General features: G+C 67.8%; 14 protein-coding genes. 1 reads left to right on the top strand and 13 read right to left on the bottom strand.

The annotated features are described in order from the left end of the window. Positions 1 to 522: 522 nt before the first annotated feature. The 5 genes from LTI14_RS12385 to LTI14_RS12365 form a co-directional block, all read right to left on the bottom strand. Positions 523 to 1,962: a maltokinase N-terminal cap-like domain-containing protein gene (locus tag LTI14_RS12385; protein WP_241476699.1), complete on the bottom strand. Its 1,440-nt coding sequence runs from the start codon at positions 1,960 to 1,962 to the stop codon at positions 523 to 525. Then, positions 1,963 to 2,955 carry a 23S rRNA (guanosine(2251)-2'-O)-methyltransferase RlmB gene (rlmB, locus tag LTI14_RS12380; RefSeq protein ID WP_241466041.1) on the bottom strand — a complete coding sequence of 331 codons (993 nt, stop codon included), beginning with the start codon at positions 2,953 to 2,955 and terminating at the stop codon, positions 1,963 to 1,965. 2 nt (positions 2,956 to 2,957) lie between these two features. After that, the gene (gene cysS / locus LTI14_RS12375; RefSeq protein WP_241466039.1) at positions 2,958 to 4,448 is read right to left on the bottom strand and encodes a cysteine--tRNA ligase; all 1,491 of its coding nucleotides are present in this window, start codon (positions 4,446 to 4,448) and stop codon (positions 2,958 to 2,960) included. A 25-nt stretch (positions 4,449 to 4,473) separates the two neighbouring features. Next, positions 4,474 to 5,817: a 2-C-methyl-D-erythritol 2,4-cyclodiphosphate synthase gene (ispF, locus tag LTI14_RS12370; RefSeq protein ID WP_241476698.1), complete on the bottom strand. Its 1,344-nt coding sequence runs from the start codon at positions 5,815 to 5,817 to the stop codon at positions 4,474 to 4,476. A gap of 65 nt (positions 5,818 to 5,882) precedes the next feature. Beyond that, a complete protein-coding gene (locus LTI14_RS12365; protein WP_036477487.1) occupies positions 5,883 to 6,401 on the bottom strand; it encodes a CarD family transcriptional regulator in 519 nt (172 codons plus the stop codon). A 300-nt stretch (positions 6,402 to 6,701) separates the two neighbouring features. Here LTI14_RS12365 and LTI14_RS12360 point away from each other — a divergent pair, with 300 nt between their 5' ends. Continuing rightward, the gene (locus LTI14_RS12360) at positions 6,702 to 7,232 is read left to right on the top strand and encodes a hypothetical protein (RefSeq protein ID WP_241476697.1); all 531 of its coding nucleotides are present in this window, start codon (positions 6,702 to 6,704) and stop codon (positions 7,230 to 7,232) included. 133 nt (positions 7,233 to 7,365) lie between these two features. Here the strand turns inward: LTI14_RS12360 and LTI14_RS12355 are convergent, their stop codons facing one another. The 8 genes from LTI14_RS12355 to LTI14_RS12320 all read right to left on the bottom strand — a co-directional run bounded on the left by LTI14_RS12355 (position 7,366) and on the right by LTI14_RS12320 (position 14,114). Then, entirely contained in the window at positions 7,366 to 7,626 is a 261-nt protein-coding gene (locus LTI14_RS12355) for a glutaredoxin family protein (RefSeq protein ID WP_241471148.1), read from the bottom strand. A gap of 92 nt (positions 7,627 to 7,718) precedes the next feature. Next, positions 7,719 to 7,817: a 30S ribosomal protein bS22 gene (locus LTI14_RS12350; protein ID WP_081652675.1), complete on the bottom strand. Its 99-nt coding sequence runs from the start codon at positions 7,815 to 7,817 to the stop codon at positions 7,719 to 7,721. A 135-nt stretch (positions 7,818 to 7,952) separates the two neighbouring features. Then, positions 7,953 to 9,137 carry an acetoin utilization protein AcuC gene (locus LTI14_RS12345; RefSeq protein WP_241476696.1) on the bottom strand — a complete coding sequence of 395 codons (1,185 nt, stop codon included), beginning with the start codon at positions 9,135 to 9,137 and terminating at the stop codon, positions 7,953 to 7,955. A 10-nt stretch (positions 9,138 to 9,147) separates the two neighbouring features. Next, positions 9,148 to 9,819, bottom strand: a complete 672-nt coding sequence (locus tag LTI14_RS12340; protein ID WP_241466029.1) for a potassium channel family protein — start codon at positions 9,817 to 9,819, stop codon at positions 9,148 to 9,150. 109 nt (positions 9,820 to 9,928) lie between these two features. Beyond that, the gene (locus LTI14_RS12335) at positions 9,929 to 11,338 is read right to left on the bottom strand and encodes a TrkH family potassium uptake protein (RefSeq protein WP_241466027.1); all 1,410 of its coding nucleotides are present in this window, start codon (positions 11,336 to 11,338) and stop codon (positions 9,929 to 9,931) included. Further along, positions 11,316 to 12,149 (bottom strand): pyrroline-5-carboxylate reductase, encoded by an 834-nt coding sequence (proC, locus tag LTI14_RS12330; protein WP_446740400.1) that lies wholly within the window; start codon positions 12,147 to 12,149, stop codon positions 11,316 to 11,318. Before proC ends, LTI14_RS12335 begins: the two co-directional genes overlap by 23 nt. Positions 12,150 to 12,223: 74 nt before the next feature. Then, positions 12,224 to 13,063 carry a sugar phosphate isomerase/epimerase family protein gene (locus LTI14_RS12325; RefSeq protein WP_241466023.1) on the bottom strand — a complete coding sequence of 280 codons (840 nt, stop codon included), beginning with the start codon at positions 13,061 to 13,063 and terminating at the stop codon, positions 12,224 to 12,226. Further along, complete coding sequence (locus LTI14_RS12320; protein ID WP_241471151.1) at positions 13,053 to 14,114, bottom strand: Ppx/GppA phosphatase family protein; 1,062 nt, start codon at positions 14,112 to 14,114, stop codon at positions 13,053 to 13,055. The genes LTI14_RS12325 and LTI14_RS12320 overlap by 11 nt, the downstream gene beginning before the upstream one ends. Between the last annotated feature and the right edge of the window lie 7 nt (positions 14,115 to 14,121).

The raw sequence follows: 14,121 nt of genomic DNA, 5'->3' as shown, positions 1-14,121 counted from the left end.
CTGAATCGCTCCGAAGCAACTTTGTAAGCTTACCAACAAGCTCCCGCTTCGTCAATTCAGCGTTTCCGCCGTCCTGACCCGACTTCGAATGAATCATTCCCAGCGAATACTCGCTGCGATCGACTCGAACTCGTCGTCTGCGCGGTTCTCAACTCTACGTCGCGGTGTTCGTCTTCGTCAACTCGAGGTCAACTCTGCATGAACACCACACAAACCGTGGTCTCGAACCCCCCGGGAACACCTCGCTTGAGCCGATGACCAACCCCAGAGGGCCAGCGCACCGCAACAAGGAACAGATCCTGTGTGGGGAGAAGCTATGTGGTTATCAAATCCGGGGATCTTCGCGGTCCGCCTCAGCTTCCCGCCGTGCCCCCTTGAGCACGAGATAGAACTTTACACACGCCCCGCCGAGTCCGCAAACCAAAACCAGTGCGACCTGCATCACACCCCTGGATCCCCGTGACCTGGCGGTTTTCACATCGAACCCGGACTCATCCCCGATGGACCAGCGCGGTCACAGGCTCAGGTCCTGCTTGGCCGCAACATGGATGGCTGGAAGACCCAGCGGGCGGCCGAGCGGTGGAAGAGCTCGAGTGCTTCGGTGAGCATCGCGGCGCGGAAGGCGTCCGATTCGATTCCGGCACGTGGTGCATCGCTGCTCCGGTACCCCTCCAGCACTGCGTCGGTGACTTGTTCGTACCAGAGGCCAAGGTCGAGCTTGGCTGTGTCGGCTGGGGCTGCCGCTGGGCGAGCATCCTCCTGGGAGGTCTCCATCACCAGCTCCGCCAAGGAGATGAGCACGGAGACCACGTCGCGCAGAGGCAGGGCGTGATCGACCATGCCGCCGTCCTCGTCGATGATCCACCCTGCATCGTGGTCTGCCTGTCGGATTCGATCCACGCTCAGAGCACCGTGGATCTTCTGCAGGCTCATCACCTGCTCGGCATCTCGGAGCTCTCGGGTGAGGAGCTCCACAACCTCGGCAAGGTCCGTCGCCTCGGACTCCTCGAAGTCTTCGCGCACCTGCCCCCACGCCTGGTCCAGCGCGTCGGCGGCACGGCCATTCATGATCTCCAGCTGCAGGGACGTCTGCGGGTATGCCCCGAAGTTTCCGGCCAGATCAGCGTGGAAGTCACCCAGGCTACGACCCAGCCGAGTGGCCTCGGTGAGGAAGTCTGATTCATCGTGCAGGGCGGTGCGGACCAGCGCTGAGGCCGGTGCGGCTGCGATTGAGGCTTCGCGGATGATACCCAGATCGCCGGTGACCCACCGGTTCTCCCCGGTGGTCGGGTTCGACTCTGGCCAGCTTCCGGTGACCACGCCCAGGACCCCTGCCACGGTGCGGCTGCCGCTCCTGGTCATCCGAAGCACCGTGTCCAGCGGTGCTGAGCGCTGCGGGTCAGGTCGGCGGATGAAGTCCACGACAGTCCTGCCTGTCTCGCCGACTTCACCCTCGATGGTGACCGCGGTGCGGACCACGGCAGGCGTCGGCGCGTCCAACGGCGTGCGCTGCAGCTTGGCAGTGAAGGCTGGCCAGGTGTCGAACTCGGCGAAGGCCTCGCCTCTCGAACGGCCGTTGCGGCTGCCCTGCTGGCGGCGGGCCATCTCGTGCCAGGCGGCGAGGAAGGCCCGATCCCTGGCCCCGTCGTAGACCCAGAGGTCACCTGCGGGGGTGGCGAGTCGTCCGATGAAGGCGGTCTTGCCGGCCAGCGCCGATGGTCTGGTGCGCAGCGCCATCGGCACCGCCACGCGTGCCTGCCCGGCGGAATGGTCGACGGTCAAGATGTGCAGTTCAAGGTGCAGGCCCTGGTCGGGGTCGCCGTGCGAGGCGGGCAGCCGCAGACCACCGACACGGGTGATGACACGGCGACCTGGTGCGGCCTGGAACCACGACTGCTGGGACAGCCACGTTCCGACCAGATCCAGGAATCCTGACTGTTCCTCACCTCGGAAGCTCACCATTTACTGACGTGCCCCCTGGCGCCGCATCGCGATCTCGTAGAGGCTGATGCCCACGGCCATGGAGGCGTTGAGGGATTCGGTCGCGGAGGTGATCGGGATCGAGACGATCTGGTCGCAGGTCTCCCGGACCAGCCGGGACAGCCCCTTGCCCTCGGAGCCGACCACGATGATCACCGGTTCCTGGGCGAGTTCGATGTTCTGCAGGGAGATGTCTCCGTCTCCGTCGAGTCCGAGCACGAAGAAGCCCAGCTGCTTCGCCTCCTTGAGCGCCTGGGTGAGGTTCTTCGCCCGTGCCACCGGGATCCTCGCCGCGGCCCCGGCCGAGGTCTTCCACGTGGTGGCGGTGACGCCGGCGCTGCGCCGTTCGGGGATCAGCACGCCGTGGGCGCCGAAGGCCGAGGCAGCACGCAGCATCGCGCCGAGGTTGCGCGGATCGGTGATCGAGTCGCAGGCCAGGAACAGCGGCTGGTGCGGGATGTGGCCCTTGGCCGCGCGCTCCAGCTCGTTCTCTGCCAGGTCCAGCACGTCGACGTAGTCGTAGGGCTCCAGCAGCAGGGCCAGCCCCTGGTGGACCGCGCCGCCGGTGGAGTTGTCCAGGTGCCGGCGGGTGACCTCCCGGACCCGGACCCCGGCTTCGGCGGCGAACTGCAGCGCCTCGCGGACGCGGCCGTCGGATTCCACATCGGTGGCGACGTGCAGCTCTTTGGCGGGAACTCGTTCGCGCAGCGCCTCGAGCACGGAGTTCCGTCCGGCGACCATGTCTTCGGCCCCGAAGCCGGAGCCGCGCTGGCGCGGCTGGCTGCTGCTGGTCTTGGTGGCAGCCCGATCGGCGAGCATCTTCTGCCGGTGTGCCTTGTGATAGACCCGGTCCTCCGCCTTCGGCGTCGGTCCCTTGCCGCGCAGCGCGCGTCGTCCCTGACCCCCGGAACCAGTCTGGGGGCCCTTCTTCTCTCTGCGGATCGCGGCCGATTTCGGCCGTGAGTCTTTCGCCATGTTCAGCCTTTCCTGGCCCCGGTGGCGGGGCTGGTGGTCGAACTCGACCGGGCAAGCGCCCAACGAGTTCCATCTTTGGAGTCTTCCAGTGCGATCCCGGCTGCGCTGAGCCGGTCGCGGACAGCATCGGCGCGGGCGTAGTCCTTGGCGGACTTCGCCTCTACGCGGTCGTGGAGCAGGGCTTCGATCAGCTCACTCAGGGCGGTCTCCGCGTGGGAGCCGCCAGCGTCTCCTGATTCGGGGACATCGCTGAGACCGAGCACCGCCACCATGGTGGTCACGGCCCCGGCGCTGCGGGCGAGGAGCGCGGCGTCTTCGGCGTCGAGCGCGATATTGCCCGCGCGCACGGTCTCATGCAGCACCGCCAGCGCCTGCGGGACGTTGAGGTCATCGTTCATCGCCGCCCTGAACGCCTCGGGAACACCATGGTCGGCGCTCAGCTGCTGGCCGGAGAGGCTCTCGGCTGCGCGGGCCAGGAAGGTCTCGATGCGTTCGACGGCGGCCTGCGCCTCGTCCAACGAGGTCGGGCGGTAGTCCAGCTGGGAACGGTAGTGCGCCTGTCCCAGGAAGTAGCGCACAGCGCGGGGTCTGGCTGCGGCGAGCATCTCCTCCGGGGCGATGGTGTTGCCCACGGATTTGGACATCTTCTCCCCGGCGTAGGTGACCATCCCGTTGTGCAGCCAGAAGCGCGCGAAGCCGTCACCGGCGGCGGCCGACTGGGCCAGCTCGTTCTCGTGGTGGGGGAAGCGAAGGTCCAGCCCCCCTCCGTGGATGTCGAAGGTGCTGCCCAGGTACTTGGTGGCCATCGCCGAGCACTCGACGTGCCAGCCCGGCCGTCCGGCGCCCCAGGGGGCGTTCCAGCGGGCGGTCTCCGGGTCGGTCTCCTTGTGGCCCTTCCACAGCGCGAAGTCGCGCGGGTCGCGTTTGCCGCGGGCGTCTGCGTCAGCGGCGTCCTGCATGTCTTCGGCCCGCTGGTGGGTGAGTTCCCCGTACCGGGGCCAGGAGCGGACGTCGAAGTAGACGTCGCCGGAGCCGTCCTGGGCGGGGTAGGCGTGGTCGGCGTCGATGAGTCGTTGGATCAGCGCGAACATCTCGGTCATATGCCCGGTGGCGCGCGGCTCGTAGCGCGGGCGCTTCACCCCGAGGGCGTCATAGGCCTGATGGAAGGCCTGCTCGAAGCGGTAGGCGAGGGCGAACCAGGGCTCCTGCGCCGGGTACTCCGCGCTGGGAGTGTGCTCGGGCTGGTAGGAGAGCGTCGACTTCTCCAGGATCTTGTCGTCGATGTCGGTGACGTTGCGGACGCTGAGCACGTCGAGGCCGCTGTGCTCGAGCCAGCGGATCAGGATGTCGAAGGCCACGGCCGATCGCACATGGCCCACATGGGGGCGCCCCTGCACGGTGGCGCCGCAGTAGTACAGAGACACCCGGCCCGGCTCAAGGGGCTCGAAATCTCGCACGGTCGCCGTCTTGGTGTCATAAAGTCGCAGTGCCACGCGGTCAGCCTATCCGGTCCTCGGTTCAGAGCGTGTAGATCACCGCGGTGGCAGTGGCCAGGATTCCTTCGCCGCGGCCGGTGAAGCCCAGTCCGTCGGAGGTCGTGGCGCTGATCGCGACCGGCGCTCCGGCTGCCGCGCTGAGCACCTGTTGGGCCTCCTCGCGGCGTGGACCGAACTTGGGTCGCTTGCCCACGAACTGCACGGCGATGGAGCCGATCCCGAAGCCTTCCCCCGCCAGGATCCGCGCAGCCTCGGCCAGCAGCTGTGCCCCGGAGGCTCCCTCGAGCTCAGGTCGAGCCGTGCCGATGGTGTCGGCGCCGAAGTGCACCCCCAGATCTCCAAGCCCTGCGGCGCTGAACAGCGCGTCGCAGCAGGCGTGTGCCACTGCGTCGCCGTCGGAGTGTCCGGTCAGGCCCTGCTGGCCGGGCCAGAACAGTCCGGCCAGCCAGAGGTCACGTGGTTCCTCGGCGGGGGCGAAGGCGTGGACATCGTGGCCGATTCCCACCCGCGGCAGCACAGGCTTCGTCTGCTCGGGGGTGTGGATGCTCGCCAGCAGAGCCTGCGCCGCAGCGAGATCGGCTTGAGTAGTGATCTTCAGGGCGCTCTCCGAGCCAGGCACGACGGCGACCGCGATGCCCATCGCTTCGGCGATCATGGCCTCATCGGTCAGCCCCTCCGCCTCCGCGTCGGGGAGATCTCCGATGAACTCGAAAGCCTGCTGGAGCAGCGCGAGCGTGAAGCCCTGCGGGGTCTGCACCGCGCGCAGCGAAGACCGCGGCACGGTCTCGGCCACCCGTTCGACGCCGCTGTCCGCGGCCGGCTCCGGATGCACGCGCTTGATGGTGTCGGTCACCGGCAGGGCAGGGACGACGGCGGCGGCGCCGGCCTCCACCGCTGCGAAGACCCGGGCGTAGACCTGCTCCGGGGTCATGGCGCGGGCGGCGTCCTGGATCAGCACCGTGGTGGTGGCGGGGTCCCAGTCCGCCGCCGCGGCGCTGAGCAGATGGTTCACCCCGGCGCGCACCGAGGAGGACCTGCTGCCTCCCCCGCGGGTGGAGAACACCGGGACTCCCGCAGCGGCGCTGAACTGCTCGCCCACTGCGGCCAGCTGGTCATAGCTGGCCCGGTCCGGTGGAAGCACCAGCACCACGGCGTCCAACCCGTGGCTCAGCCGGCCCGGCGTCAGCCCACCGCTGCTCAGCCCGTGGAGGCGCTGCAGCACCTGGGCAAGGATCGGTCGACCACCCAGATCCACGCAGGCCTTGGGTATTCCGTGTCCGAGCCGCTCTCCGCTGCCAGCGGCCACAACGATGAGCGCCCGGCGCGCTGTGACAGGTTTCCCCGTCCCGGCGTCCGGGCGACTCATCGATGGCGCTCCTGCGGGAGCGACCGTGGCTGCCGGTGCGACCTGTGGTCCCACCTGGCTCATCTCTACTCTGCGACCTTCTCTGGCTCTGCCGGAGTCGGGGCCTGATCGAGGATCTCGTCGAGAAGCTTCGCAGCCTCTTCCTCGTCGAGCTTCTTCGCAAGAGCCAGCTCCGAGACCAGAATCTGCCGGGCCTTGGCGAGCATGCGCTTCTCGCCCGCGGAGAGACCGCGGTCGTTCTCGCGCCGCCACAGGTCACGTACGACCTCGGCGACCTTGTTCACGTCGCCGGAGGCGAGCTTCTCAAGGTTCGCCTTGTACCGGCGTGACCAGTTGGTGGGCTCTTCGGTGTACTCGGCACGGAGCACGTCGAAGACATGCTCCAGGCCCTCCGCACCGACGACATCACGCACGCCGACCAGGTCGACGTTGTCTGCTGGCACCTCGATGGTCAGGTCTCCCTGAGACACCCGGAGCTTCAGGTACATCTTCTCTTCGCCGCGAATGGTGCGGGTCTTCACTTCTTCGATCGTCGCCGCACCGTGGTGCGGATATACGACCGTCTCGCCGACCTCAAAATTCATGTAATGATTCCCCTTTCCCGGACTCAAGTTTATCACGCGTCACAATTGGCTCCGCGTGTCGCTCCGGATTCCCTCCCGCGTCACCACATAGGGTTCGCCGCCGAATGATTTCGACATCCTGTAGAATTGGGCCAGACCAGACCATCACGTGGGCAGAGGATTCTCCGCTGACGTGGACGACATCTGCGCCGCACGCCAATCTCCGGGGTCCAAGACCGCGTACCCTGGAGCTGATCTGTATCGCTCCAAGCCCGTGAGGAGACTCTCCACGTGAAGTTCTCAGCTGATAAGACCCGCCGCATGGCAGCGGTCTCCGTGGCCGCCGCCGCACTTCTGGGCGCCAGCGGCTGCAGCGCCGTCAACTACCAGGCCACCACACAGCAGTACGCCGCCTCCGACGGCACCCGCGCCGACGTCGAGGACGTGAAGTTCCGGCACATGGCGTTCATCACCGACGAGGCCGGCAACCCCGCTCGGGCCATGGGTTCGATCATCAACACCGGCACCGAGGACGCCGAGGTGGAGGTCACCGCCGACGGCGAGACCTTCTCCACCACGGTCCCGGCTGGGGAGAAGATCTCGCTGGAGCTCGACGAGGAGCTCGTCGTGGAGTCCTTCCAGGGCGAGCCCGGCGCGATGCACGAGATCACCGTCAGCGTCGACGGCGAGTCCAAGCAGATCCTCGCCTCGGTCTTCGACGGCGTTCTGCCGGAGTACCGCCACCTGCTCCCCGACGGCTTCGACGAGTCCATGGCCGAGCACCTCGTGCACGGTCCTGACACCTGGGGCAGCGGCGCGGCCCACCACGACGAAGACGACGCCGGCCACTAGAGACCACTTGCCGCCGCGGCCCCGAGCCGCAGCGAGCACTGGAGCTTCCCGAACAGAGAGGGCCCGCTTCTTCTGAAGCGGGCCCTCTCTGTTCATCCAGGCCCGTTCCTCGGATCTGGGCGCGGAAGTCCCGCTAGGATTCTGCGGTCGCTTCCCGCAGCAGTCGGCGCAGGCGCTGCGGATCGATGCGCCAGAAGTCCTTGACCTGACCGTTGATGCGCAGCACCGGGATCTCCTCGGCGAAGCTGGCGAGCAGCTCCTTCTCGGTGGTGATGTCACGTTCGATGAGCTCCACGGAGAACTCCGCGCAAGCCTCGCGGGCGACTGCCACGGCGTCCTTGCACAGATGGCATCCCTGCTTGGTGAGCACCTCGACCTCGACTGATCGGCTCACGAACCCCCCTCTCCTCTCAGGACTTCCTGGTGGGACGAAGAAACCCCGGCCGCCTGCTGGCTGCCGGGGTTTCTTCGCGCTTCCAAGAAGTCTTATTTCTTGTTGCGGCGCTGATGACGAGTCTTCCGCAGACGTTTACGGTGCTTCTTCTTCGCCATGCGCTTGCGGCGCTTCTTGATCACTGAGCCCATGGGGTGCAGTCCTTGTCTGTAGGTAAACAACGAGAAAAAGGTCTCGGAACAGTGTAGCCGCAACGCAGTGCTGGCACAGAATCGACGCCCCCTCCGGGTCGCGATCGGACCACAGGGTCCCAGTCACTCCAGACCTCAGTCGAACCAGGGGTCCAGTCCGTAGAGCGGGAAGATCTCTTTGCGGGTCTGCATCACCGCGCGATCTACTGCGTCCGAAGGGTCGTAGCCGAGCTCCCAGGAGCGCCACCACAGCTCCGCGTCATCACCCATGGTCTCGGGTGCGCAGACCTGGTACCGCTCGCGCACATGGTCCCGCCAGGAGCGGGGCACCACGGTCTTGAGCGACAGCGGGGCCCCGACGATGACGCCGGTCAGGTGCGTCCAGCTGCGCGGGACCACGGTGTGCACCGCGTAGCCGCCTCCCCCGGTGGCGATCCAGCGTCCTTCACAGTGCTCGTCGGCGAGGTGCGCGATGTCCAGGGCACTCTGCCGCTGCGCGTCCACGCTGAGCTGCAGGTCCGAGAGCGGGTCGTCCCGGTGGGAGTCACAGCCGTGCTGGGAGACGATGACCTCGGGTTCGAAGGCGGCCACCAGCTGAGGTATGACGGCGTGGAAGGCACGCAGCCAGCCGGCGTCGCCGGTGGTCTCGGGCAGCGCGATGTTCACCGCCGAACCCTCGGCCCCCGGACCGCCGGCCTCGTTGGGGAATCCGGTGCCCGGGTAGAGCGCGACCCCGGTCTGGTGGATCGAGATGGTCATCACCCGCGGGTCGTCGTAGAAGATGTCCTGGGTGCCGTCCCCGTGGTGGGCGTCCACGTCGATGTAGACCACTCGACGGGTGCCCTGATCCAGCAGCAGCTGGATGGCGACCGCGGAGTCGTTGTAGACGCAGAAGCCGCCCGCGCGGGATCTCGCGGCATGGTGCATCCCGCCGGAGAAGTTCAGCGCCCGGACCGCGGTGCCGTCGAGCAGCGCCTGGGCGCACTGGCGGGTGCCGTCGACGATCCGGGCGGCGCCGAGGTGGATCTCGCTGAACACCGGGGTGTCCTCGGTGCCGAGCCCGTGGTCATCGGAGGCGTGTCCATGCTCGGCGGCGTTCTTCACAGCGGTGATGTAGTCCGCGGAGTGGACCGTGCCCAGCACGGTGTCCGAGGCGATCCCGGTCTTCAGCTGCCGCACATGTGAGCCGCTGAACAGTCCGAACTCGTCGCAGAGCTTCGCGGTGAGCTCCAGCCGCACGGGATCCATGGGGTGGTTGGAGTTGAAGCGGTATTCGAGCAGCGCCTCGTCCCAGACGACGGCGGCGGGAAGTTCTCCCACGGTGGCCTCCTCAGGCGTGGTCGGCGAAGTACTCCAGCTGGGAGACGTCCCCGGAGACGATGATGGTGTCTCCGGCGGAGACGAGGGTGTCTGGCTGGGCATAGACGAAGTCCTTGCCCGGCGATTTCACGCCCACCACGTTGACCTTGTGCCGGCTGCGCGGCTGGCACTGGTCGATGGTCTTGCCGTGCAGCTCGCGCGGCGGGCGCATCTTCACGATCGCGAAGTCGTCGTCGAACTTGATGAAGTCCAGCATCTGACCCGAGACCAGATGCGCGGCCCGGACGCCGGCGTCGTGCTCGGGGTAGATCACGTGGTGACACCCGATCCTGGTCAGGATCTTGCCGTGGGTCGGGTTGATGGCCTTGGCCCAGACCTGGTGGACCCCGAGGTCCACCAGGTTCGCTGCGATCAGCACGGAGGACTCGATGGAGGTGCCGACTCCGACGACGGCGGCGTCGAACTCCTGGGCGCCGACCTGTCGCAGCGCCTCGATGTCGGTGGCGTCGGCCTCCACCACATGGGTGAGCATATCGGCGTACTTCTGGACCAGGCCGCGGTTCTGCTCCACCGCGAGAACCTCTTTGTTCTGGCTGACCAGCTGGTTGCTCAGCGCGATGCCGAAGCGTCCCAGTCCCACGACGAGGACCGGTTTGTTGCTCTGGGGGTTCAGCTTGGGCACGAATGCGTCCTTTTCCGCGAAGAAACGTGCTCGGCCAGGAAGGGCCGAGTCGTGAAGTGCTGACTCCAGGGTAGACCCCTTCTGGTCAGCGGGTCAGCCGGCGAGCGGGTCAGCCGATCATCGGACGGCCTTCGGGGTAGCGGTAGCGGACCCGGCTGCGCTGACGCACGGTCAGCGAGGCGGCGAAGGTGATGATCCCGACCCGACCGGCGAACATCAGCGCTGCGAGCACATAGAGCCCTTCCGGCGGCAGGTCCTCGGTGAGACCGCTGGTGAGCCCGACGGTCGCGAAGGCGGAGATGGACTCATACAGCGGACGGCCCATGTCCAGGCCGGTGATGTACATCAGCCAGACGGTGGAGATCAGCACCAGCGTCGCGCCCATGGCGACCACCGAGACCGCCACCCGCACGGCGGACGGCGGGATGGTGCGGCCGTGGGCAGTGGACTCGGCGTCGCCGCGGGCCTCGGCGAGGAAGGCCAGCCAGATCACCGCGATGGTGGTGACCTTGATGCCTCCGGCGGTGGAGGCTGAACCGCCGCCGGCGAACATCAGCGCATCGGAGACGAGCATGGTCTCGGCGTTCTGCAGATTCGACTCCACCACCGAGAAGCCGCCGGAGCGCATGTTCACCGAGGCGAAGAGCGAGTTCTGCAGCTTCTCCCCGATGCTCATGTCGCCGATGGTGGAGCTGTTGGACCACTCCATGATCCCGTAGAGCACCGCACCGATGACCATGAGCAGCAGCGTCACCTCCAGGGTGAGCTTGGTGTGCAGGCTCCACCGACGCACGTGCCAGCGGTTGCGCCAGAGCATGAACAGCACCGGGAAGCCCAGGCTGCCCAGGAAGACCCCGACCATGATGGTCCAGATGACCACCGGGTCGTTGTCGAATCCGGCGAGACCTTCGGAGTGCGCCACGAAGCCAGCGTTGTTGAACGCCGAGATGGCATAGAACGTGCCGTCCCAGAGACCGCTGGCGACGTCGCCGTTGAGATGGATGAAGCGCGGGATCAGCACCATCGCCAGCAGCGCCTCCACCACCGCGGAGACGATCACCACGGTCCGGATCACCTGGCCGGTCTCGCCCATCGAACCGGTGGAGATTCCGCCCTCCTGCGCGACCAGCCGGGTGCGCACCCCGAGGTTGCGGGTCACCGAGATGGCCAGCAGCGCAGCGATCGTGATGATGCCCAGTCCACCGACCTGGATGCCGATCAGGATCACCACTTCACCGGCGAAGGACCAGTGGTCAGCGGTGTTCACCGGGGTCAGGCCGGTGACGGTGACCGCAGAGGTGGCGACGAAGAGCGCCTCGTGGAAGGCGGCGGAGGAGCCGGAGGCGGTGGCCCAGGGCATGTTCAGCAGTGAGGCGAACACCGCGATGGTCACCCCGAAGATCAGCATCGCCGCACGTGCCGGCGAGGTGCGGGTCAGCCGCCCCATCCACCGCTTCAGGTAGAGCCGAGGTCCGGTCCGGCGGCCCCTGCCGTGCTCAGTCTGCGCTGCGGAGCTCATCGGTGATCTCCGCTGACCGGTGCGCGCTGGCGTTGACGGCGGCGCGCACGGCGGCGGGCAGGTCGTGTTCGTCGAAGGCGTTGATGGCACGCTCGGTGGTGCCGTTGGGCGAGCAGACCGCGCGGCGCAGTCCGGCGGCGTCGGCGGTGCCCGCAGCCTGGTGCTCGACCAGCATCTTGCCGGCGCCATAGATGGTCTGCGCCGCCAGATCAGCCGCCAGCGCCCGGTCCAGGCCCAGCTCCACGCCGGCCTCTGCCATCGCCTCGGCGAGATAGAAGGCGTAGGCGGGACCGGATCCGGAGATCCCGGTGAGGGCGTCGATCTGGGATTCATCGATCACGTGGACGGCGCCGCTGGCGCCCAGCAGCTGGGCCACGGTCTCGGTGTCCTGCGGGCTCACGTGGGTGCCCGGGACCAGCCCGACCACGCCGAGGCCCACCGAGAGCGGGGTGTTCGGCATGGACCGGATGACAGGTTGGCCCTGGGGCAGGGCCGCCTCGATCATGTCCACGCTGATCGCGGCCGCCACGGAGACCACCACGGCCCCTGGCTTCACGGTGCTCGCGATCTCTGCGGCCAGAGCGACGATGCCATGGGGCTTGACCCCGAGGAAGATGATGTCGGCCTTCCCGGCGGCGCTGCGGTTGGCCTCGGCGTCGTCCTGCTCGGCGAGCACGCTGATCCCGAACTGCGTCGCGCGCTGTTCGGCGGTGGCGGCGCTGCGTGTGGTGGCCTGGACCTGCTCCGGGGCCACCGAGGAGTCCAGCAGACCCGCGAGGATCGCGCCGTTCATCGAGCCGAGGCCGAGCATCGCTATCCGCGGCGCGGTGGGAGTGCTGGTGCTGGTGCTGGTGCTGGTGCTGGTGCTGGTGCTGGTGGACATCGTCACTCCTGACCGAGGTGTCTGCGGGCGAAGGCCAGGGACTCGGCGAGCCAGCGCTCCCGGTCTCCGACGTTGCGGGCGGTGCGGGTGGCGACCTCGACAGCGACGACGCCGTTGAACCCGGTCTCGGCGAAATCGGTCCGGCCGAGCATCTCCATCGCCTCGGCCACGCGCTGCTCCCCCTGACCGGGGATGAGGTGATCGTCTTTGAACCCGTTGGACCAGCCGTCGGTCAGGTGCACGTGGCGCAGGCGCTGTCCCAGTGCCTCGACGGCCTCGAGCGAGTCGGCCTCTGCCGTGGCGGCATGGGAGAAGTCCCAGGTGACGTGCGGGTAGGGCTGATCCACCGGGTCCCAGTGCGGCAGGTACATGGTGGCCTCGCGACCACCGGCCCGCCAGGGGTACATGTTCTCGACGGCGAAGAGCACTCCGGTCTCCTCCTCCAGATCCTTGATCCCCTCGGCGAAGCCTTCGGCGTAGCCGACCTGCCAGCGGAAGGGCGGGTGCGCGACGACGACGCCGGCGCCCACCTCGTGGGCGAGGGCGGCGCTGCGCTTGAGCTTGTCCCAGGCGGAGCCCCAGACCTGCTGGGTGAGCAGCAGAGTGGGGGCGTGGATGGCCATGACCGGCAGGCCGAAGCGCCAGGAGAGCTCGTTCAGCGTGGAGGCCTGCTGGGACTCCCCGCGGTGGGTGACCATGACCTCCATGCCGTCATAGCCGAGGTCCTCAGCGATGGAGAAGCCTTCGGCGACCCCCATCGGGTAGACCGAAGAGGTGGAGAGCGCCACGGGGATCCGCGGAAGCTTATGAGGCGGGCGCGGCTGGACTTCCTCAGTGGGCATGTTCAACCGCCGCCGTCGCCAGGGTGCGACCGCCGGGGATCTCACCGCGGGAGGGCTTGCGCAGCTCGCGGCCGAGGTTGACGTGTCCGACGCCGGGAGCGGCGGGCACGGCCACCGCGCCGTCGCGGACCAGGGAGTCCAGCCGGCGCAGGATCAGGCCCTCACGCAGCGCCCAGGGGCAGATCTGCAGCGTCTCGATGCCGAAGACCTTCATCGCCTGCTCAGCGACCAGTGCGCCGGCGAAGACCTGCCGGGCACGCAGGGTGGAGACGCCGGGCAGCTCGGCCCGCTCGGCCGCGGTCATCGTGGCCAGGTTCTTCACCAGCGGCTTCAGCTCGGCATGGGCCAGGCTGCGCGGAACATAGGGCCCCTCTGCGGAGGGCGCGGCGCCGGTCATGCGCGCCAGCGAGCGGAAGGTCTTGGACGTGGCGAGCACCTCGATGTGTCCGCTCAGGACCGGGAACTCGCGGCGCGCAGCCTCAAGCTCCTCACGCACATAGCTCTTGAGCGCCTTCACCTGGTCCTTGCTGGGCGGGTCCTCGCCCAGCCAGTCACGGGTGAGCCGGCCGGCGCCGAGCGGAAGCGAGACCGCGGTGGCGGGCAGCTCGTCGCGCCCATAGGCGATCTCGAAGGAGCCGCCGCCGATGTCGAAGTTCAAGATGTCCCCGGCGCTCCAGCCGCGCCAGCGCCGGGCGGCGAAGAAGGTCATCGCCGATTCCTGGGCGCCGGTGAGCTCGGTGAGCTCCACCCCGGTCTCGGCGACGACCCGTTGCAGGACCGCCGCTCCGTTGGCGGCCTCGCGCAGCGCTGAGGTGCAGAAGGAGAGCAGATCCTCGGCCCGGTGCCGCGCGGCGAACCGGGCGGCCTCGGCGATGAAGCCGATGAGCTCGAGCTGACCGTCCTCGGTGATGGCCCCGTGCTCATCGAGGTGTCTGACCAGGGACAGCGGTCGCTTATGGGAGGCGAACGCCTCGGGTTTGGCCCCGAGATGAGCATCCACCAATAACAGGTGCACGGTGTTCGAACCGATATCCAGCACGCCCAGACGCATCAGGTGA

Origin of the sequence: Nesterenkonia sp. YGD6, from assembly GCF_022565895.1 — a bacterium.
GTDB lineage: Bacteria > Actinomycetota > Actinomycetes > Actinomycetales > Micrococcaceae > Nesterenkonia.
Note: the sequence above shows the minus strand (reverse complement) of the source record. Positions and strands in the feature narration are given on the sequence as shown.